We start from the raw sequence: 21,595 nt of genomic DNA on the forward strand, positions 1-21,595 counted from the left end.
TATGATTATGGATACTTTTCTTAGCACTATTCCACGGTCTTTCAAAGAACGATTGTTGTTTGCAACCTGATGTGTCAGAAAAATCATGGCTTTAACCATTATTTAATGGTGGGAAAGTTGAGTCATTTATTTAAAATACGCTCTACTTATACTTATTTATTATTGATGGAGGCACCATCCGCACGCGAGAATGAATACGTATTTGATTCTGAAATAACATTATTGAGGCTGTCGATCATCTTTAAAAGAAGCTTGACCGGCTCAGTCTCATTCTGGATTGATTTGGGCAAAGTGGCTGTTAAGACAGTATTACTTACATACTTCGTTTTAACCGGGGTATCATCAATATAAATCTGATAATCCGGTAGGAAGTTTTCTCCTTGAACCTGAATCACATCTTCACTCAGGCGAAGGACCTTTTCGATCTTGGGAAAACGTTCTCCAAGCAGGTACAAAGCATTCTGAACTGGTTTATCCCGTGGTTCCAGCTCATAGGCATACGCATTGCCAATCAGCGAATCATATTGCAGCATTTCATAGTCTGCAGATTCTGTTTCGGTGATTTTTTCATTCTGCTGATAAAGCGCAGCGGTCATAACGTCCGACCCTTTTTCATATAAGGAATAAAGAAAATCCGTCAGGGTATTTCCTTCTTTTTTGCTTTTTTCCAGAATGTAAGGCCCCAAAAAGCTCGAGGAAATACGGATATTTTCTTTATCTTTCGGGCTCGAGAAATTATCCCAGATGATAAAGGGCACCGTATATTTGTTTAAATAATCACTGTAATTATTCCGGTCCTGAAAAAAGTCAGCCTCTTTGTATACTTCCGAGCTATTGCCAAGCAAGGGCAAATGATCTCCGTAAAAAACGACAATCGTTGGTTCGTCAATCTTCTTCAGACCTTCAATCAAAGCTTTCAGGGACTGATCGACATCGGAAATTGTATTCACGTAGTTCTCCAGCAAGGTTTTACTTTTAGCCGAAAAGTTACCCTGGACCTGAATCGTATTTCCGGCATTAGGTTTCTCCGCATAGGGTCCATGAGCCTGCATCGAAATCGCATAGATGAAATCGGGTTTATCATTCTGTCCAAGCTGCTGCAGAATCTTCTTCGTAAGCTCCGTATCGCGGATATAAGTTCCTTTCTTCTCAGGATCTGTAAAAAATTCCTTGCTGATAAATTTGTCAAATCCCATCTCTTCGAAAACAATATTGCGGCGGTAAAACCAGTTATGGTAAGTATGAATTGCCGTAGCCTCATAGCCCTGCTTTTTGTAAATCGCGGGCAGGGCATCCATATCCCTGGTTGCGTACTGGACATACGGAATGATCCCTGCCGGGAGAAACTGGCAGGAATATCCTGTTAGAACCTCAAACTCTGTATTCACCGTTCCTCCGGCAAAGACAGGAACAACCATCTTTCCGCCTGAATAATTTTTTTGCAGATAATGAAAATACGGAATTGGATCTTCGCTGAAGCTTACTTCTTTCATCAGCGTCGGATCCCAGAAAGCTTCACTTTGCACATAGATGACATTTGGGGTGAAATCCGGATCAACCGTGTAATCAGTTTTGGTCTGAGTAATAATCTTTTCAATTTTTTCTTTTTGGTAAGAAGCCGGAGCATCATCCGAATAGGCTTTATAATTCATCATAAAGCCGATAATCAAGCCATTTTCTTCATAATTGGACTGCTGGCTCCAGTTTACAAGCCGACAGTTGAAGGTCTTTTGCATAGAAGTATGGGCAACCAGATTAAACAGCAAGAGAAAAGACAGTACCGCAATGGGGACTTTTTGAGCCGAAAGGTACTCTTCTCTTGGTATGTAACGAATGATCATGATGATCGCAGCGATGAGCAAAATCACGAGTCCCAACATAAAAGCGATCGGCATATCCTGAAAGCTCTGGGAAATATTCGCGGCTTCCTTCCCAAGGTTTAAATCCCAGGGCAGCAAAGGCTCTCCTCTTAGGAGTAGTTTTTCCCTGCTGACCAGTGCAATAAAGGAAAGGCCGGTTAGAATGACTACTGCAATGGACAGGTACAAACGCCGGGGCAAAAGATAAAAAGCATTAATCAGTCCAAACAGCATGGCATACGTGGCAATGAATTGATTCGGATAGTGTACGGACCAGACCAGCGTATCGGCGAGACTTCCGCGTGAGACCGTCTCAAACAATATTAAAACCATTAACGGAATTATAGCCAGAAATTTAGAATTAGACACTTTCTCCTCCATAGAATTCCTCATAAATTTTAAAGAGGATGTCCGTTGGACATCCTCTTCCCGCTTTGCCGTTAGACATCTGGTTTTCTGACCCTGCACATGCAGGTGGGAACCTGGACAGATCTTTCCATCTTCTTTTTACAAAGCATGATGTACACAAGCTGCCACTACTCAGTTCCCGAGAAAAAAATAGGATCAAAACCATGATAGTCCATACAAACAGAGCAGCATCATAGCTATTATAACACCGGGGTGAAGAAAAATCCTCTAGAAACAACTGGAAAACCAATATGTTTTAGCGATGCACTCTATCTTCTAAATCAGCAAGTCTGTCCAAAATCACAGAGATCGTCATCTCCTGGGTACGCACCCTCTGCCGCAGCTGTTCGACGAGACTGGACATATTCTTGATTTGATGCAGTGTCCCTGGATTCACCGTTCCATCATCCACTAAAGCAAGCGTTCTTGTTCTATTAGCGGGATCTTTTGAATTGGAATTCAATTTATTTAAGTACCTGATCTTGCCGTATCGGGTATTTCTGCCCTGGTTAATTTCAATAACCTTGTCGTCTTCCAGCACTTTCAGCGCTTTTTTCAGGGTAATACTTGCTACTCCTGTTTCACGTTGTATTTCGGAATAGGCAATCTCAAACTGATCTTCTTCATGTTTCTTGGACACCTTCTCGAAAAATTCCAAGAACTTATTGTACGTCTTATCTTTCAGCTTCAATGTTATTCATCCTTCCAAGCAAAAATAAAACAACCAAATAGTTTATTGTATTATATCATAAATTAATGATTATTTTCACTTAAATTGTAAAAATATATTAATTTTTTAAGAATAATATTAAGCCTGCTAAACTATTTCGAAAAATCAATAAATTATTTGTCTGTTAGGTCAGCTTGCTTAAGACCTCTTGCTTCATGGAAAAAGAATGTTTGTCGGAAGGAAACGCTCTGTCTTTGACTTCCTCGCAATATTTTTGAACAGCATCAACGATCAGGGGTTCAATCATTGCGTATTGTTTGACGAAAGTCGGTACAGTCTTGTCTGAAGCGCCAATCATGTCATGAATAACCAGGACCTGGCCGTCGCATTGATTCCCAGCACCGATGCCAATGGTCGGCACGGATATCGACTGTGTGATCTTTGCCGCGAGTAGCGCCGGTATTGCTTCCAGGACCAGCATAAAAACACCGGCTTGAGCCAGCATCCCGGCATCACGCAAAAGTTTGGAAGCGCTGTGTATTTCTGTTCCCTGGACTTTATATCCGCCCAGCAGGCCGGCCGTTTGAGGCGTTAAACCAATGTGCCCGACAACAGGAATCCCGGCTTTGGTCAGAAAGCTGACAATCTCGCGGTATTCCTCCCCGCCCTCGAGTTTAACAGCGTCAGCTCCGCCCTCCTGCATCAGCCTTCCGGCATTGCGCAACGCATCTTCAGGCCTCGCATAGGTCAGATAAGGCATATCCACAATCATGAAAGTATTTGGAGCACCCCGGCGGACAGCTTTGGCATGATGCAGCATATCCTCCATTGTCACTGGAACGGTTGAGTCATATCCTAAGACGACCATCCCAAGCGAATCACCCACAAGGATTACATCGACGCCGGCTTTTTCCATGATTCGTGCCGTTGGAAAATCATAGGCTGTCAGCATCGTGATCTTATTTTCCTGTTCGCTCATCTTTTTAAAATCTGGAATCATTTTTTTCATCGTGATCGCCTTCTCCCTAAACCTTCTTTATTTCAAACTTTGTCTAAGCTTTTAAGTCATAAGTTATATGGGCCAAGCATATGGTGTACAGAAATTGGAGAAAAGGGAGGCTGCCGTATGTCAAAATCGTTTCAGCTGTCGTTAGTTACCAAAGGTATAGCGCTGGCCATCGTCATTTCATTTCTGCTGACCGTTGTTCTGAGTCTGGTCTACTTTTTTACTTCGGTGCAGGAATCTTTCCTTTACTCACTGCTCGCTGCCGGAATTGGAGTACTCATCGCCAGTTTTTACATTGCGTATCAATCCGGAGCAAGAGGACTTCTGTACGGACTGGCTGTCGGAATCGGTTTTTTTGTGGTCACTATATTGATTTATTACATTTTCTATGCGGGTGATCCTTCTTGGAAAATACTGCTCGAGAAAGTCCTGATTAGTCCCATAGCGGGTGCGATCGGTGGGAGTATCGGAGCCGTGATGAAGAAATAACGCGGTCCATGTAGTGCGTTAAACCACTCTCCTGAACTATTCACCCTCCAGAACATGCTGTTGGGTGAAAAAACGGGACAAGTACGGCTGTTTCCCACTATACTGCTGGGTGTATACTCCTTGACTCTTTCCACCTAGGCCCTTGGCCTATCGCCCCCAGCTGGGGGTTTTCTTTTTTTTATCTGGCGAGCGCAAATTTGTTGATCCAGTTGACGATAATACGGTCTCCCTGATTCAGCTCGGTCGTAAAATGAGCTTCACTGCCATTGACCTGCATTTCCAGTTTTCCGCCCGAAATTGAGTTTTCAGCAAGATTGATATACGGAAATAGTTCCGACAAAATGGGCTTGCGCGAAAAACCTTCCACTCTGATTTCCATACCGTCTTCAATAGGCTCATCTTCCTGAATGACCCTTCCTTTGCAGTAGATCTTTGCTTCAAACGGCGGTAAACTGAACGCTTCTCCGTTAACCGTAAAAATCATCGGTTCGGCTTCCAGCGCCAAATCCCTGATCAATATTTTTTTTTCAAGAATATCGATACGGTCGTTGTTATTAATAACACAATCAATGGTTACAGCGTGACCATTGACGATAATCTCCAGATCCGATACCAGTTCCCGGGGCTGGTTGTTGACTTTGATTTTCTTTTTGTTGATTTTATTGATATTAATGCCTTTCATGGCCAGTAAATCATAGAGCGTTTCATTCATTTTTACAAGCAGGCTGCAGCCATCCTCAAGCCAGTCTTCTTCATTTGCCGGTTTATTGTTCAGATAGATGAACGGATTGAATTCCTCTTCCTTGCCATCCCAGATAATCTTCTTCGCTGTGGGCCGGGAAATGACATCTTTGACCTGCGCTTTGGCATCTTCTCCGGAATGACCCGGCCTAAAGGTGACCATGTCACCCTGACTAAGCCTCTGATCCAGCTTGGCCGACTGGCCATTGACTGTAATCACCGCTGGACTTCCCAACTCTCCTTTAATAACCTGAATCTCACCGTTTAGCTTATAGATCAGCGCCGATCCCGGACGTCCAAAAAACGTTTTCGGCTGGATGCCTGCTGCGAGAAGCCCTTCCGCCACTGTAGCAAGCTGCAGTTCAAACAACGGAATATTCGTGTTATTCACATTGACTGCATAATAATGGAGACCTTTATTATCCAGCGCGGAAATTGCAATTCCTATCGGCGTAATGACATCCGAACCAAACAAATCTTCTTCCTGGCCGGAGACCGCGGACAACCTTTCCCTGACTTGAATGCCGATTCTACCCCGGGAAAGATTAATCACCTTTGACAAAATATCTCCCATTAAAGGAGTAAGGCTACCTCCCCCGACCATGATCACAGCCTGGGGCGAACAGCTGTTATTCAGCAGCAGGATTTCTCCGCCGATCCTTTCGGCAATCACCTGAACGGTCGGTTTAATGACATCCAGTATTTCCTGACGTGTGACGGAGGACCTGGCACCGAAGAAATTGACGATGTCAATCAGGCTGTTTGGATTTGGATCGTTCCCGTTCAGCTGTTTTTTAATCCTTTCGCCTTCCTGAAAATCGACCAGATAATTGGAACAGATTGCTTCTGTGACCTCATCGCCGGCCATGGGCACCATTCCATAAGCAAAGAAAGTGCCTTCCTTGGTAAACGCAATATCTGCAGTCCCTGCCCCGATATCCACGAGGGCCAGATTAAGTCTTCTCATATCTCCGGGAATTGCGGCCAGTCCGGCGGCAATCGGTTCCAGCGTCAAACTGGCCATCTCAAGTCCCGCCCTTGCTAAAACTGCAATAAGGCCATCGACAACCGTTCTCGGTAAAAACGAAGAAATAACCGTAATTTCTGCTTTTTTCCCTCTCTGCCCGACCAGCGTTGTAATCTGCTGGTCTTCGAGCAGCTGCTTCACCGTACTGTATCCGACACAGTAGAATAGGATATTATCTGTCTCTTCAGCTGAGATTTTCTTCATGGCCTTTTGGACAGCTTCCATTTCCATGGCCAGGACTTCTTCCTGTTCCCAGTGTGTCGGCAGAACTTCCTCTCTCGTGACCGTCGCTGTTTCGGTACAAAGCGCCCTGCCTGCTGCAGCCACAGCCACTTTTGTCAATTTGCAGTTTAGTTTATGCTCAAGTTCATGCTTTACAAATGACACGGCTTTAGCGACTTCGTTCACATCGTGAACCTGTCCGTCATACATGGCTCTTTGCGTATGTTCGGTTCGCGCACTGGCTATGACTTCATATCCCGATACACTCTTTTGCACCACAAGTCCAATAACGACCCTGGTGCCGATATCAAGGGCAAAAACAGTCTCCACTTCTCTTCCCACCTCGCAAAGTTATATATCGTTAAATAGCCAGCTCGTTAGCCAGCTCATAGAGTTTACGGTTAAACATTTTCTTTTCCTTAAAAGCAAGTTCCAGTGGCCTGTCCACAATCTCATTTTGAAAATGTGAGATCATCACCTCAGATTTTCCCTCCATCAGTGCCTCAATGGCCTTGCCGCCCATCATTGCTCCGAGCAAAGAATCGGCTGCCGAGGGTGCTCCTCCGCGTTGAATGTGGCCGAGAATCGTCACTCGGTTTTCCAATCCGGAATAATTCTTTAAGCCTGAAGCAATTTCACGGATATCCCCTGCTCCTTCAGCACAAATAATAATACTGTGATTTTTTCCTCTCCGATATCCCCGCAGCAGTTTCTCACTAATTTCTTGAAGATCAAAAGGGATTTCGGGCGTCAGGATCGATTCGGCGCCAATCGCGAGTCCTGAGTGGAGGGCAATATCCCCGCAGTTTCTGCCCATGACTTCGACAAGAAAAGTCCGTTCATGGGACGAAGCGGTGTCTCTTAATTTGCTTACAGCCTCGACAACGGTGTTCACCGCCGTATCAAAGCCAATTGTTGAATCTGTTCCGGCAATGTCATTGTCAATCGTACCGGGCACGCCAATGACTTTGATACCCAATTCAGCAAGTTTTTTTGCTCCGCGGTAAGAACCGTCTCCGCCGATGACCACGAGTGCTTCGATTCCTTTGGCCTTTAGCTGGTCCGCGGCCAGACGTTGGCCTTCAGCCGTAAACATTTCTTCACATCTGGCAGTTTTCAGAATCGTTCCGCCGCGATGCACAATATCTGCAACTGAGCCCAGCTCCATTTCTTTTATTTCACCGCGCAGAAGCCCATCATAACCATGGAAAACCCCATATACCCGGAGATCATGGTAAATGCCCTTGCGAACAATCGCCCGTATCGCGGTGTTCATTCCGGGAGCATCCCCTCCGCTGGTTAAAACTGCAACCTTGCTATCCGCGCCCATAAGATCTCTCCTTTTCAGCATTATACAGTTTTTTACATAAAGTTTCAAACAACACCTGTTTTCTCTCCCGTATCTTTTCAGACTGATTTGTCAGACTGCCGGTGTTTTTTCGAAAATAGGATGCAATATCGCGATAGGGGTACTGAAATATCTCATGCAGCAGGAGATACACCATCTGCCTTGCTTCCACAATCTCCCCTTTTTTCGTACTTCCCAGGACTTTGTCTTTTTCCAAACCGCAGTATTCACAAACGATAGAAACGACGAGATTGGCCTGTTCTCCGATGCCGGGAAGGTGAAATAATTTTTCGGACTGAGGTACATGGATTTTCTCCTCCGCAAAGTTTGTCGGCTGAATGTCTTTTTTTAGCTGTTCAGCGATCTTTACAGCCTGCTTCATATTTTTAATACCGGAAAGAAGCGCCGGCTGGCAGGGCCGGATCTCCTGAAACAAATCTCCGGTAAGACGATATGCGATGAAATGCTCGAGCTCCTCGGCTGCCGGGTCCTTTAAATAGAGGAAAAATCCGCTTTTAAGCCTTGATGCAAACCGCTGGTTCAAAAAGTCAAAGTTGGGTGTACTGCCCTGATATGTAATGACCGTCTTTCCGCCTTGAGCCAGAATGGTATCTACTGTATGGAACAGTTCTTCAAGCGTTTTCTTCTTTCCTTGCAGCACATTAATATTATCAAGCAGGAAAAGGTCATTGGAACGCACAGAACGGCGAAAGCTGTTAAGGCTGCCATTTTGGGCCGCAAACGCAAATTTCTTAGAGAATTTATCCGCATCGATCAGGACAATCTTCACCTTTTGCGGTTTCATCTTTTGCAGGATACAATTCAGTAGCTGAGTCTTGCCCAGTCCTTCCTGGCCGGCAATTATCGTAACCGGGGGCGCCTTTTGTACTTCATAATTCTCTATGTATTGAAAAGCTAATTGGTTGAACTGGCTGATAAACACTGTTTAGAATACCCCCTGCGAGAAAACTTACTCACCAATTTTTTATGTTAGTGTCATGGAGGGCCACAGTTCCGCTTTAGGCGGAGCAGGATAGCTACCATAATTCAGCAACGCGGTACCAGGGAAGAATAAGGGTTAAGGAATATATCCCTAACCCTTGCCTAGGTTGACAATTTTAGCCATCTATCATTACACGTGCTCTGGCTAATATATTTCGAGATATCTGTCGATTTCCCATTTATGCACGGCGATGCGGAAGCTGTCATATTCTTCGGTCTTTGCTGCAACAAATCGGGAATAGATGTGCTCGCCAAGGGCATCTTTGATGACTTCATCATTGCTTAATAGCGTTAAAGCCTCTTTGAGATCTCCGGGAAGCGAGTCAATCCCCATCTCTTTTCTTTGCCTGTCATCCATGGCAAAAATATTCAAATCAACGGCTTCGGGCGGGTTAAGTTTCCGTTTGACCCCATCCAGTCCGGCCTTAATCTGGACCGCTAAAGCCAGATAAGGATTGCAGGAAGGATCCGGGCTTCTTAATTCAATACGGGTTGAAGAACCCCTCTTGGCCGGAATACGTATCAACGGACTCCGGTTGCGGCCCGACCAGGCAATATAGCAGGGTGCTTCATAGCCCGGAACGAGCCTTTTATACGAATTGACCGTAGGATTGGTAATCGCTGTGAAAGCCTTGGCATGCTCCATAATGCCGGCAATATAATGATACGCTTCGCTCGAAAGGTTCATCGGTCCTTCCGGATCATAGAAAACGTTTTTGCCATTTTTGAATAAGGACTGGTTGACATGCATTCCAGAACCATTGATCCCAAAGATCGGTTTCGGCATAAATGTCGCATGCAGTCCGTGCCGCTGGGCAATCGTCCGGACGACAAATCTGAAGGTGACCATTTTATCAGCCATTTCCAAGGCATCGGCATATTTGAAGTCAATCTCATGCTGTCCGGGAGCAACTTCATGATGGGAGGCTTCAATTTCAAAATTCATCTGTTCCAGCGCCAGAACCATATCTCTTCTGGCACTCTCCCCTAAATCAACCGGTGTCATGTCAAAATAACCGGCTTTATCATGGGTAATCAGGGTCGGTCTGCCCTCAGTATCGACATGGAACAGGAAAAACTCCAGCTCCGGTCCTATGTAACATTTGAAACCCATTTCTGAGGCTTCTGCCAGTACTTTTTTTAGTGTATTGCGGGGGCAACCGTTGAATGGCGTCCCGTCAGGATTATAGACATCACAGATGAGTCTCGCTACCCCACCTTCAGCAGGCCTCCACGGGAAGACGACAAATGTGTCAGGGTCGGGTCTCAGGTACATGTCCGACTCCTCAATACGCACAAAGCCTTCAATGGAAGAACCGTCAAACATCATTTCTCCGTCCAGGGCTTTCTCAAGTTGTTCTACCGGAATAGAGACATTCTTTAATACTCCGAAAATATCGGTAAACTGAAGTCTCATGAATTTTACGCCCTTTTCATACGCCTCTCGCAAGACATCTTCTTTCGTATAATTCAATTCTCAGCGCTCCCTTCAATTGTTTAAAATTTTTACTCCTACAATACCATGTCAACCATAAATCTTATATTTTAAATTTTATGGTTGACATGGTTCTAAATACTTTTTCAATGCTGGGTGAATATATAACAACTGACGGCTTTCCGTAACCGCAGAAAATCTTTGAATATCTTTCCCGTCAAATTGCTGCGAAAAAAACAGTTTAATCGTCGTCCTTTCGTCGTTTGTCCGCAATTCCACCTTATCAGGATAAAATAAGTAATTATACAGTTCATCGCGCCAGCTAAGCTGTAAATTTCCTGTGGAGATCTTGATAATACCAAATTTTTCCACGAGGATGTCCCCTATTCCGGAGAAACCCTGGGTGATATTCTCAGCTTCCACCGCCATCTGACCGGACTTAAATTTCAGGGACAGGATATGCTCAAGAATAAACCTGGCCGGCAAGGAGATTTCCTCTATCATCATCGCATACGCTTTGATTTCATCCTCCCACTGGCGAATTTTTTCGGCATAGGCCGACTTGATCTCCGTTAAATTTTGGGTTTCTTTTTCTAAAAGACAATAAATCCGTTCAAAGCTTTCAAGCAGAACCTGATCATGATGATTCAAGTGAACATCTCCACCTTATTTTGGCTTATAATCTATTCTAACCTATTCCCAATTTTTTTCACAGTCCTTTTTCGGTATATCAGAAAGTATAATTACATTCTGAAAGTTCTAAGCGATTTTACCGATAAAATCGGGAGGTCTTTTTGTGATATCTGATAGTCTGGGACAAATCCTGAATCAGCAGCTCAATTTCTTTTGTTTCATCCTGCAGCGACCTGGCGTACACCAGCGCGATCCAGCCGCAGCGTAGCGCTTCCATATTTTTGCCTTTCTTCATCAAAAGATTGGCAAGCTTTAACATCGCTTCTCCTTTCGGCAATTCCGGCTCGTCATAAAACCTTTTGCCGAGCAGTTTGTACAGATTCTCCTGAAATAAAGTATCCTCATAGCGGATAAGATATGTTAATTCCTCGCTGATTTCGCCGATCTTGGAGCTGTCACCAAAGAACTGAAAATACTTCAGAGCTTCCAGATACTGTTTTTTCGCCTCCGAGTAGTCCTGTTTCATAATCAACAGGATGGCCAGACTGTAATAGCGCACAGCAAAGCCGAATTCGCTTCCTTGATGGTATTGAATGGACAACTCAAGGCTGCTGATTGCTTCATCCAGCAATTTCAAACATTGAAGAAGATTACTTAACATGAAATAACTTTCACTGACTTCAGGATCACGGCCGTTTTTCAAATACAGCGCGACAACTCTCTGCTGCAAAAGCAGGGCTTCCGGCAACCTGTCTTTTTCAAAGTACAAGAAGGCGATATATTGCAGCGCATTAGCCAGAGAAACTTGTTCGCCTAACCTGGCATAGATCTTCGCGGCATGATAAAATCTTTTCTGCGCCGCAATTCTCTGCGCCTGACTGTAATAGATTTCTCCCAAACAGAGGTTGATCTCTGCCTCCCCACTCAGATAACCATGTTTCCGGCAGAGATTCTCGGCATGCAGAAAATTCTCTTCTGCAGCCTGCCACTCTTTAATTTTTATATAAACCTGGCCCAGATCGGAGTACAAGGCCGCTAAACGCAGGGATGATGCTTCTCCCGGATAGTCCCTGATAGCCTGCTTATATAAATAAATGGCTTTGGCATTCTTCCCCTGGCTGAAATAAACACTCGCCAGTCCGGCCCTGGCTTCAGCAATCCCCTTATTGTTATGCAGCTGTTTGCAGTAGACCAGTGCCCTTCGGAATCCAGCTTCGGCATCATTAAATTTGTTATTTTTCACCTGGACCGTTGCTAGCAAGCGCTGGGAAAAAGCGATAATCACCGGCATTTCCAGCGCTTCAGCCTCGAGAAGGCTTATCTGCAGACTTTTTTCAGCTTCTTCAGTGTTTCCTTCACCCAAGCATTTGATTCCATTTTCCAGATACTTCCTCCATACTTCCAGTGTGGTCTCCATGGTATCCCTCCTGAATTTTCATCAAAATATATGAATTTTCTTCACAATACCTGAATTTTCTTTACAATATATGAGTTGGGGCAACTTCATTTGGTCTATAATATGCTATACTGAATCTAAGGGAGCAAATCGGTGCTATGAATGTTTTTGCTCTTGAAAAAATGAAGTAAATCATCCTGCAGGAGGGATTGTAATGAGCACAAAAAGCCCATCTTCAAAAAATATTCTCTGGATCATCGCCAAAGTCCTGATTTTCATACTCTGCATTTATCTGGCCTACCTGGTATTAAAACCGCTGCTCGGCATCATCCTGAGTATCGGCTTTTGGATTATCAAGGTTGCCGTGGCCATTTTCATTTCTTTATTGGTATTACACCTGCTCCTCAGAATCATTTTCAAGGTCGATCTGCTGGAAATCATTTTTGGGGTTCGCTGGCCAAAATAATGCCACCGCGATACACGGTGGATAATATCGGACATTTAAACTTTAAATATAAAAGGAGGCGTCTTTATCGACACCTTCTTTTATATTTAACATGATTTACGGCTCCCCGGAATAATCATGGTTCTAAGGGGGGATAAACAATGAGCGTCTTTGTGGTGAACAGAAAAAAGCTGGCGGTGGGGACCGTGATCCTGATGCTGATTGCGGTTTTGGCCGTAAACAAAGAACAGGTTGTATCCGTTGTTACCGGAAATTCAAAGCCGATTTACTCCGTCAAGACCGAAACAAAGCAGGTTGCGCTTACTTTTGATATCAGCTGGGGCGAAGAAAATGTGCAGCCGATTTTGGATATCCTAAAAAAAGAAAATATCAAGGCCACTTTCTTTCTTTCATCTCCGTGGGCCGAAACAAAACCGGAGCTAGTCAAGCGCATTGCCGCGGACGGCCACGAAATTGGCTCCCACGGGCGGCGTCATGTTGATTTGAACACCTTGACAGCTGATGCCCTCATGAAAGAACTCGATACTTCCAAAGAAGTCCTGGAACGTTTAAGCGGCCAGAAAATCAACCTGCTGCGCGCTCCGAACGGGGCCTATGACAACCAGGTCATCTCGATCGCAAACGAGAGAGGCTACAAAGTCATCCAATGGAGCGTTGATTCCCTGGATTGGAAAAGACCCGGAGCCGACGCAATCATCAATTATGTGATGAACGGGCGCTCCAAAAATAAAGGAGCCTCCCCCGGCGACATTATCCTTTTCCACGCTTCTGATTCCGCGCCGGATACGCCCGAGGCGCTCCCCACTGTTTTGAAAATGCTCAAAGAGAAGAACTATGAAATTGTGACAGTCGGCAAGATGCTCAGCAATGCCCAGGAGAGCTGTCCACCCGGTTCAAGCCTGTAATGAGCACTTGTATCGCGTTCTCAATTTACTCGCTAAATCTGCCGACATAATCCTCTTTATATTACAAGACTAGTATGTTAGGGCTAGTCTCCTTAATGGATGGCCGGCACCAAGCGGAGCATGGATTGCGCAGCGCGGCTTTTTGTGCCACGGATGGCACAATAGCCGAAAGCGGCCATCCATTAGGGAGACTAACCCGAACAAAACAAACGTTTCTGTGTTGACGGGATTTACAAATCGCTTTACTAATGCCCTTTCCAACTTTGGAACCCTTCGCCGACGACCTCTGAAACATCGCCGATGGCCACAAAAGCATCCGGGTCATATTTGTGGACTATTTCTTTGACCTGGGTCAGTTGTGCTCTATTTACGATACTGTAGACCACTCTCTTTTGAAAGCGCGAATAAGCCCCTTCAGCTTGAAGATACGTTACACCTCTGCCGACGAGATGGATGATATCCTCAGCAATCTCGTCCGGCTTTTCTGTGACGACCATGACGCTCTTGGAATAATCCAACCCGACCTGGACGAGATCTATCACTTTGGTAGCGATAAACATATAAATCATTGCATACATGGCCATTTCCGGGCTAAAGATCAGTGCAGCTCCGATAAAGACAACCGCATCGAGGATTAGGATGATCTGCCCGACACTGAATTGTATTCTTTTATTCAACACGATCGCCAGGATATCGGTGCCGCCTAATGAGCCGCGACAGCGAAAGATGATGCCCATTCCGATACCGGATATAACACCCCCGAAAATAGAGGCCAGCAGCGTATCTGTTGTTATCGGAGCCAAAACATCTGTAAACTTCAGCGCAGCAGATAATGTCCCTACGCCCAGGATACTCCAATATAACAGCTGTCTGCCGACTGACTTGTAGCCGAGAATGAATAACGGAATATTCAGAAGGGCCACCAGAATGCTTATATTCCATTGAAACAGATAATGCAGCAGAATCACAATTCCTGTGACTCCGCCGTCAGCAATCTGGTTGGGCAGGATCAATGTATTAATGCTGACAGCTACAATCACTGCGCCTATAATGATTCCAAAAAATCTTTTGAGAAAATGCCATGGTATTTTTTTCAGATTCATGTTTTACCTCAAATTAATCTGGTCATCCAATTAATCTGGTCATCCAAGCTTTCTCCGACAATTTGCTCTTAGCTCTCTTTAACATTATTCTTGACAAAAAGAATTCTATTTAGTAAAGTAATGAAGCAGTTTTATTGCGCTCGTAGCTCAGGGGATAGAGTGACGGTTTCCGAGGCCGCAGGTCGTTGGTTCGAATCCAACCGGGCGCACCATTAGAAAAAATAGACATTGCAAGTTCTTGCAGTGTTTTTTTAGTATCATATATTTTTCACGGCATTTTATTGTTCTCAAGCATAAAAACAGATAAATCGTTAAACCTACTATATAAAAAGGAGGATTTAACGATGAATATTCTAGAAAAAGCGACCGCCAAAAGCAATTCCATTGTTCAAAATATAATTGATCACGAACCTGTTAATTATATTGAGGCGGGTTTGCAGTATCAGATTGTCTTGATGGGTCGTTTTCAAGCCTCAATTATTACCACCCTGTATAATCATGCTGAAGATCCGGAGCTCAGAGTACTGCTTAAAGATGCACGCGATTCACTGGTAGAAAGAACTGTCAAAATGAGTGAAGATTTTTTACGATCCGAGGATGTCAAGCTGCCAACCATACAGTTTCCCGAACGGTCCCTGGAAGAATACCAGGACATCCCAGACCACTTGCACTTCAGTGATATGGAAATTGCGCTGCTGCTGCTGGAAATGAGCGCTTCCAGCCAAATGGCCTTATTGACAGCCATTAATCAAAGCTATCACCTGGAAATTGGGAATCGTCTCCGCAAGGAGCTGAACATGGGATTTGATTGGGCTTACCGGCTGGAGCAGCTGATGCTCCAAAGAAACTGGCTTCCCAAAATTGCAAAAATCGTTCATTAACAACAACGTAAAATTCATTTTTTAGTATTCCATATACATTTAATATGCCAGCCTCAAAGAGACTGGCATTCCTTATATTTTGTGTCCTTTTCAGAATTTAATAACACTTACTCCGGAAAATATAATTGGAAAGCCGCAATGATGTCTTGCTGAACCAACTCCGGCTCCTTTTCCCCATTGATTTCAACAACCGGTTCCCCATTTTTTTGCCACTGTTTGTACAGCTTCTGGTAATTATCTGCAACGTGCCGCAGCGTCTCACTGTTTTCAAATATTTCAGTCTGGAATCTGCCTGCCGCTATTCTCTTGAGCGATGTTTCCGGGCTTACCTTAATGAAAAGTGTAAGGTCCGGTTTTACCGCATATTGGTTGATTTCTCCAATCCAGGACTCATCATTTTTCATTCCCTGATACGCAAACGAAGACCATATATATCTGTCACAGATCACATAGTTTCCCTGCTCCAGAGCAGGAATGACCAGATTGTTGTTGTGATCAAGCCGGTCGGCAGCAAACAGCAACGCCAGACAGTTGTCATTCACGCCGTTGATCCGGCCTGAAAGTACCTGGCGGATCGTTGTCCCGAGCGGACCCTGGCTTGGTTCTCTGGTTAGAATGGTTTTTACTCCGCGTACTGTTTCAAGATATACCTTCAGACGCTCAATCTGCGTTCCTTTGCCTGATCCATCGATGCCTTCGAGCACAATGAACTTTCCTTTCACCTGCACGATCTTTTCAACTCCTTCAGGATTCATTGTAATCTATTTCAGCGCAAATAAAAAGATGCCTCCTCTCTGAGACATCTTTATACACTGAGTGTTCGTTTGTTCGTTTGTTCTTTTGATCGTTCGTTCGTTCATTTATCCAACCTTACTCATCACCCGAAGCTTATCAGCGAGCAGTGCAATGAATTCAGAATTAGTAGGTTTTTGACGTTCTATGTTCATCGAATATCCGAAGATCCGCTTCAGCGTTTCCATATGTCCGCGTTCCCAGGCCAGCTCAATGGCATGTCTGATGCCTCTTTCCACCCTGCTGGGAGCCGTATTGTATTTCTTAGCAATTGCCGGGTACAGTTCTTTGGTTACCGCCCCGAGTAAAGAAACATCTTCGATTACCATGAGTATTGCATCCCTGATGTATTGATATCCTTTGACATGAGCTGGAATACCGAGTTGGTGCATCATTGTCGTTACTTCTACGTTGATATTGACCCCTCTTCCGACCGACGTAACAGAGGAACAAGTCTGCAGCAGCGGTGGATTTGTGATTTCCAGATCCTGCGTCAGCGTCCTGATGCGTTTTCCCAGAATTTCCAGGTCAAATGGTTTCAGGATAAAATAATCAACCCCCATGACCATGGCCTGATGCGTCAGTGTTTCATGCCCGAAAGCCGTTAATAATATGACTTTGGGTTTCCTGACTGATGTTCTGGCATTGATTCTTTCCAGGACTTCCAAACCATCAAGATTCGGCATAACAAGATCCATAATAACGAGATCCGGGTCATGTTTTTGAATCAAATCCCAAGCTTCAAGTCCATTGTAGGCTACGCCAGCAAGCTCAAAGCTATCATCCTTTGAAATGTAATCCTGAAGGATCTGACATAGATTTCGATTATCCTCTGCTACAATAATCTTTACCTTTTTTGACATCTCTACATTTCCCCGCTTTATCATATTTTTCCCGGTTCGTTTTCCGGTAGTATCATTATAAATCAGCGGAGATGTCGAATTCTTAAAAAATAAGGAACACTTTCTAATTTTGGCATTTATTGCAAAGGCCTGTCCCATCTGCAAAAAGCGATATTTGAGAATTATTTTTTTTCGTTAAAATAAGCCAAATTATTTTTCGTCCTACATATTGTCCCGAACTTCAAGAGAATTTCAGTGTAAATATTAAAGTTTTGTCTTGTTCTGACGAGTTACCGTATCTGCATGATGTTTCAGCTGATGATAATTGCTTCCGTCGGACAACCGTCGGCTGCTTCCTGCGCTGATTCTTCAAGAACCTCCGGGACCTGTTCCTGAAGCGTCACAGCCAATCCGTCATCATCCATTTCAAAAATGTCCGGGCAGATTGCAGGACATGCTCCGCATCCAATACAGGCTTCTTTTTCTACATAGGCAATCATGTTGTTCACCCCAAACTTTTTTTGTCAATCGTCGATTGTATTGTTCCCGAGGTGACTAAAGATATGCAGATTTTCAGATTTTCTATTCGTGACTCATCTCTACGATTTTCAGACCATCGTTTTGTTGTTCTACTATAATGTGGTAAGTAAGTACTTTTCTTTGATCAATGGATGACCCCGTCGTAATTTCAACCAAATAACTATTTTGCGCAGAAGTGTTTTGAATCTCCACGTTTTGAACACTTAAAAATGGATTATCCTGAAACATCTGCTGCAGTATGCTATTCGTAGCTTCAGCCTGTCCTGATGCCAGAGCCGAAGCAAGATCAAATTGCCTGTAATCAAGCTTTTCCCAATAATCTTCAATCACTGCCTTCGGATTTGCATAACTTTGCCCATTGGCTATTGCTGAAACTGCAGTATTCGGATTCTGCCACCAGACAATGACGCCAATAAAAAAAATACTGCAGACAAGTATAAAAAAATAACGGTTCAATAACATAATTTCCCTCCTAGACCTTTTACTATAATATAGGAGGGAAATTGGAAATTCATGACACCCGGTAATTATTTGTTGAAGATTTTTTTCAGAAGATTAAGTACGGACTGAGGCAGCTTGATATAGTACATTTTCATAGGATTTTTCCTCCTTCCAGCACTGCTGTCTTGAGAATAATTTATGCGGCAGCCTGATTTTATACGACGTGGTAATTTTTAACAGCATCTTCAAGCTGTTTGACTAGTTCGATTTCCTCCGCAGTTTTTGCCGTGAAATAAAGTTTTCCTACGATTGACGTCAGCATTTTCAAAACATCTTCAAATGTCAGTTTATCTGTGAGCGCCAATTTTTCACTTGTTTCAATCATGGCAATTCCAAATTGATGTCCGACACCGTCTTTCATCATCTTCGTACAGGATTTTCCCAACAGTTTCATGACAAGTGCAGCTTCCTGCGTATCGAGCTGCCGTACGGCATCAATGGTGGTATAAAATCCCTGGACGATCCTGACGCCAACATTGGACCAATCTACCGGCTGAGCCATTTCCATTCCTCCTCAAAAAATAACCTGTGCCTTACTATATGCACTGGTTAGATGAGGGGTGAAATCAGTTCCTGAATATTCTGCGTCTTTACGCTCTTGAATTGCCGATTACGGGTACCTGAACCGATGAAACCTTTTGGAGGACGCGCTCCGAACTTCCCTGATAGAAAGAAGTAATCGGCAGGGCCTGCAGAAAATATCGGCCATACCTTTTTTTAATAATCCGGTCATCCAGAACAATCACGACGCCTTTATCCTCTCTCGTTCGAATCAAACGTCCAAAGCCCTGCTTGAAGCGGATAATTGCTTCAGGCAAATTTAACGCATAAAACGGATCAAGTCCCTGACTTTCCAACAGGCGGGCCTTCGCTTCCAGAATGGGCGTATCCGGCGGCCAAAACGGCAGTCTGACCATGATAACACAGCGCAGCATGTCCCCGGGAAGATCGATGCCTTCCCAAAAGCTGTTCGTTCCAAGCAGGACACTGCTGTTGTTCTGCATAAACTCCTGCAGAAGGTCTTCCCTGGTGCCGTCAATCCCCTGGGCCAGCACATTCAGGTGCTGGCAGCATTCTTCATTCCCCAACAAGTGGTATACCCGCTGCAAATACCGGTGGGAAGTAAATAATACCAGTGTACCTCCATTCATCTCTTCGGCAATTCTCCCAATAAATGAAGCAGTCTTTTCTGCGAGCCTATCCTCCGGTAGATTTACAGGTAAATCATTGACGACACAGAAAACCATTTGTTTTTCATAATCAAACGGTGAATCCAGCTTCAGGCTGATATAGCGTTCTACTCCGATATCCCTGGTCAAATACGTAAAATCCTCACCGACACTTAAGGTGGCAGAAGTTAAAACCGTGCAATTATTTTTACTGAATATTTTTTTATTTAATAACGGAGCAACATTGATCAGCGTGTTTTTTAAATAGACTGTGTTGCTTTTTTCGAGATAGGTTACACGTTCTTCCTCACTTTTACTAACGATCTTGCCAAATCCGTCAACGATTTGGGCAATATCACTTTTTATTCTGCTAATCTCATATCTGGTTTCTTCCAACTGCTCACTTTCAAGGGCCAGAAAGGTATTAATTCTATCCAGCACCTCCACAATACCTTTAAACCTGATGATCAGATTTTCCGAGGCCAGCAGGATCATCTGCAGGATATCTTCGCCAACCTTTTCAGGGTCTAAGCGAAAACTCAACTGTCGGCCAAGCACGCTTTGCAGCATGCTGAAAAGTTCTTGGGCCTGATCCGCAGCCGCCCTGCAGCGATCCGGAATCTCTTCAAGATTGCTTTTAAAATAGGTCCAGTTAAAGGCAGGGAAGACCTCTGCCCAAACAGCATGATTTCTTTTCAGATAAGCGAATAGATTGCCTTTCCCACCATAGATATTGTCCGTCAGCCGCAGCATCTGTTCGAGGCAAATTTCAAATCCAAGTTGCTTGAGCGCAGTCTGGTAAATATTATGCGCTTCATCAATGATAAGATTGCTGTATTCCGGCAGAATCTTATAATTCGTTTTGATATCGGCAAGGAGCAAGGAGTGATTAATCACAAGAACATCAGCAGCCTCGGCTCTCTTCCTGGCATTATAAAGGTAACAACGTGAAGTAAAAGAACACTCTCCGGGTTGACAGGCCGGATTATCCGCGCCAAATTTTCGATAAGTCGGAACGAAGCTTTGATTATTCGGCAGTTCTCCAAAATCCCCGGTTTTCGTTTCAGAAGCCCAGGAAAAGAATGCGGCCTGCCGGAGTTGTTCATCATGGGTTGTATAATCCGTAAACAGCGATTCCTGATAAAGGCATTTCAGACATAAATAATTGCTCTTACCCTTAAGCAGTGCTGTTTCAAATGGAAAAGGCAGGATTTTCTGCAGCAGCGGAAGGTCTTTGCTGAAGAGCTGCTCCTGCAAAGTGATGGTGTGGGTCGCAACAATCACCTTCTGCTGATGCCTTTTGGACCACCAGAGTGCCGGAATCAGATATGCAAGCGTTTTCCCTGTTCCTGTACCGGCTTCAATCACAACATCTGTCGCTTCGGTAAACCCTTTCAGGATCTCAGCGGCCATGACGGTTTGAATCTCTCTGTTTTCAAACCCTGGAATATTGCTGGCGAGTAAGCCGTCCTGGCCAAAACACTGCACAGCCCAAGCCGGCGAATCAGGAATTTCAGCCAAATCATCCGAACCGGGGCTAAAAAGATTTTGTACCGTCTCTCCCCGGTAAGGTGCAATACGGATGGGCCTGTCCGGATACGTTCGCACGATTTCCTTTTTCAATTCGATTAGCACAGGCTGACAGGAAAGGCCCTTTGTATATTCTTCCAACTTGCTCAAGAAGCCCAAATCAGCCTTCAACCCCTTTTTCCAGCACTGCAGAAGCAGGTCATGGGTCAGCCGGACCTTTTTTTGGGCCGCAGATATAAACCTGTGATGTTTCTTTATCTTAAGTTTATCGGTTATTTCCTCTAAGCTTTGCTGGCTGACTGTCGGGAAAAACACTGCGGCAAGTTCCTGAACCTCAATCACGTTCTGGTTCAGATTAATTTCAAAATATTTTTTTAAATCTGGCAGGACTTTCTTCTGCTCATAAACAAATATAAGGGCATCATGGGTAAAATCTTCAAGACTTTTTTTATGCTGTTCCATCCTACCTGGGGCTTCGCCTTCGCTCTGGAACGAAAACAACAGATATTTTGGAAATACCCCTTTTCCCAAGCGCAGAGCTGCCAAGTATCCACGTTCTGAGGGAGTTCCCGGACGTATTAGAGATAGGATGACACAAGTCTGATTCAATCAGCCAAGCTCCCTTCAAAA

General features: G+C 44.3%; 20 protein-coding genes, 1 tRNA gene and 1 other RNA gene. 5 read left to right on the forward strand and 17 right to left on the reverse strand.

The window, feature by feature from the left end:
* Positions 1 to 152 precede the first annotated feature (152 nt).
* From OKX56_RS07260 to panB, 4 genes are all read right to left on the reverse strand, one after another.
* A complete protein-coding gene (locus OKX56_RS07260) occupies positions 153 to 2,228 on the reverse strand; it encodes an LTA synthase family protein (protein WP_242871505.1) in 2,076 nt (691 codons plus the stop codon).
* A gap of 53 nt (positions 2,229 to 2,281) precedes the next feature.
* Positions 2,282 to 2,462: non-coding RNA, 6S RNA (ssrS, locus tag OKX56_RS07265), on the reverse strand.
* Positions 2,463 to 2,523: 61 nt separating this feature from the next.
* Positions 2,524 to 2,958, reverse strand: coding sequence for a hypothetical protein (locus OKX56_RS07270; protein WP_019225985.1), 435 nt, complete (start codon positions 2,956 to 2,958; stop codon positions 2,524 to 2,526).
* Between the two features lie 163 nt (positions 2,959 to 3,121).
* Complete coding sequence (gene panB / locus OKX56_RS07275; protein WP_019225984.1) at positions 3,122 to 3,946, reverse strand: 3-methyl-2-oxobutanoate hydroxymethyltransferase; 825 nt, start codon at positions 3,944 to 3,946, stop codon at positions 3,122 to 3,124.
* A 117-nt stretch (positions 3,947 to 4,063) separates the two neighbouring features.
* Between panB and OKX56_RS07280 the strand changes: the two genes are divergently transcribed.
* On the forward strand, positions 4,064 to 4,432 hold the full coding sequence (locus OKX56_RS07280; protein WP_019225983.1) for a TIGR04086 family membrane protein: 369 nt from the start codon (positions 4,064 to 4,066) through the stop codon (positions 4,430 to 4,432).
* A gap of 178 nt (positions 4,433 to 4,610) precedes the next feature.
* On the opposite strand, the gene OKX56_RS07285 is transcribed toward OKX56_RS07280, so the two are convergent.
* The 6 genes from OKX56_RS07285 to OKX56_RS07310 form a co-directional block, all read right to left on the reverse strand.
* Positions 4,611 to 6,752, reverse strand: coding sequence for a cell division protein FtsA (locus OKX56_RS07285; protein WP_019225982.1), 2,142 nt, complete (start codon positions 6,750 to 6,752; stop codon positions 4,611 to 4,613).
* A gap of 31 nt (positions 6,753 to 6,783) precedes the next feature.
* Entirely contained in the window at positions 6,784 to 7,752 is a 969-nt protein-coding gene (pfkA, locus tag OKX56_RS07290; protein ID WP_019225981.1) for a 6-phosphofructokinase, read from the reverse strand.
* Complete coding sequence (locus tag OKX56_RS07295) at positions 7,739 to 8,713, reverse strand: DnaA ATPase domain-containing protein (protein ID WP_019225980.1); 975 nt, start codon at positions 8,711 to 8,713, stop codon at positions 7,739 to 7,741. Before OKX56_RS07295 ends, pfkA begins: the two co-directional genes overlap by 14 nt.
* 204 nt (positions 8,714 to 8,917) lie before the next feature.
* Complete coding sequence (glnA, locus tag OKX56_RS07300; RefSeq protein ID WP_019225979.1) at positions 8,918 to 10,246, reverse strand: type I glutamate--ammonia ligase; 1,329 nt, start codon at positions 10,244 to 10,246, stop codon at positions 8,918 to 8,920.
* Between the two features lie 78 nt (positions 10,247 to 10,324).
* Positions 10,325 to 10,858, reverse strand: a complete 534-nt coding sequence (locus OKX56_RS07305; protein WP_019225978.1) for a hypothetical protein — start codon at positions 10,856 to 10,858, stop codon at positions 10,325 to 10,327.
* Between the two features lie 118 nt (positions 10,859 to 10,976).
* Positions 10,977 to 12,257 carry a tetratricopeptide repeat protein gene (locus OKX56_RS07310; RefSeq protein ID WP_019225977.1) on the reverse strand — a complete coding sequence of 427 codons (1,281 nt, stop codon included), beginning with the start codon at positions 12,255 to 12,257 and terminating at the stop codon, positions 10,977 to 10,979.
* A 193-nt stretch (positions 12,258 to 12,450) separates the two neighbouring features.
* On the opposite strand from OKX56_RS07310, the gene OKX56_RS07315 reads away from it, so the two are divergent.
* On the forward strand, positions 12,451 to 12,702 hold the full coding sequence (locus OKX56_RS07315; RefSeq protein WP_019225976.1) for a hypothetical protein: 252 nt from the start codon (positions 12,451 to 12,453) through the stop codon (positions 12,700 to 12,702).
* A gap of 140 nt (positions 12,703 to 12,842) precedes the next feature.
* Positions 12,843 to 13,607: a polysaccharide deacetylase family sporulation protein PdaB gene (gene pdaB, locus OKX56_RS07320; protein WP_019225975.1), complete on the forward strand. Its 765-nt coding sequence runs from the start codon at positions 12,843 to 12,845 to the stop codon at positions 13,605 to 13,607.
* 245 nt (positions 13,608 to 13,852) lie between these two features.
* Here pdaB and OKX56_RS07325 read toward each other — a convergent pair whose 3' ends face one another.
* Positions 13,853 to 14,710 carry a YitT family protein gene (locus OKX56_RS07325; protein WP_019225974.1) on the reverse strand — a complete coding sequence of 286 codons (858 nt, stop codon included), beginning with the start codon at positions 14,708 to 14,710 and terminating at the stop codon, positions 13,853 to 13,855.
* Positions 14,711 to 14,846: 136 nt separating this feature from the next.
* Between OKX56_RS07325 and OKX56_RS07330 the strand changes: the two genes are divergently transcribed.
* Both OKX56_RS07330 and OKX56_RS07335 read left to right on the forward strand, forming a co-directional pair.
* Positions 14,847 to 14,922, forward strand: a tRNA-Arg gene (locus tag OKX56_RS07330).
* Positions 14,923 to 15,054: 132 nt separating this feature from the next.
* The gene (locus tag OKX56_RS07335; protein WP_019225973.1) at positions 15,055 to 15,591 is read left to right on the forward strand and encodes a spore coat protein; all 537 of its coding nucleotides are present in this window, start codon (positions 15,055 to 15,057) and stop codon (positions 15,589 to 15,591) included.
* Positions 15,592 to 15,698: 107 nt separating this feature from the next.
* Here the strand turns inward: OKX56_RS07335 and tmk are convergent, their stop codons facing one another.
* The 6 genes from tmk to OKX56_RS07365 form a co-directional block, all read right to left on the reverse strand.
* The gene (gene tmk, locus OKX56_RS07340) at positions 15,699 to 16,319 is read right to left on the reverse strand and encodes a dTMP kinase (protein WP_025205789.1); all 621 of its coding nucleotides are present in this window, start codon (positions 16,317 to 16,319) and stop codon (positions 15,699 to 15,701) included.
* Positions 16,320 to 16,451: 132 nt separating this feature from the next.
* The gene (gene spo0A, locus OKX56_RS07345; protein WP_025205791.1) at positions 16,452 to 17,246 is read right to left on the reverse strand and encodes a sporulation transcription factor Spo0A; all 795 of its coding nucleotides are present in this window, start codon (positions 17,244 to 17,246) and stop codon (positions 16,452 to 16,454) included.
* A gap of 290 nt (positions 17,247 to 17,536) precedes the next feature.
* Positions 17,537 to 17,725 carry a ferredoxin gene (locus tag OKX56_RS07350; RefSeq protein WP_019225970.1) on the reverse strand — a complete coding sequence of 63 codons (189 nt, stop codon included), beginning with the start codon at positions 17,723 to 17,725 and terminating at the stop codon, positions 17,537 to 17,539.
* An 82-nt stretch (positions 17,726 to 17,807) separates the two neighbouring features.
* Complete coding sequence (locus tag OKX56_RS07355) at positions 17,808 to 18,227, reverse strand: hypothetical protein (RefSeq protein WP_019225969.1); 420 nt, start codon at positions 18,225 to 18,227, stop codon at positions 17,808 to 17,810.
* Between the two features lie 193 nt (positions 18,228 to 18,420).
* The gene (locus tag OKX56_RS07360) at positions 18,421 to 18,768 is read right to left on the reverse strand and encodes a hypothetical protein (protein ID WP_019225968.1); all 348 of its coding nucleotides are present in this window, start codon (positions 18,766 to 18,768) and stop codon (positions 18,421 to 18,423) included.
* 88 nt (positions 18,769 to 18,856) lie between these two features.
* Positions 18,857 to 21,574: an ATP-dependent DNA helicase gene (locus OKX56_RS07365; RefSeq protein WP_287896060.1), complete on the reverse strand. Its 2,718-nt coding sequence runs from the start codon at positions 21,572 to 21,574 to the stop codon at positions 18,857 to 18,859.
* Positions 21,575 to 21,595 lie beyond the last annotated feature (21 nt).

It is taken from the genome of Dehalobacter sp. (assembly GCF_030063005.1).
GTDB classification, from domain to species: Bacteria; Bacillota; Desulfitobacteriia; order Desulfitobacteriales; family Syntrophobotulaceae; genus Dehalobacter; species Dehalobacter restrictus.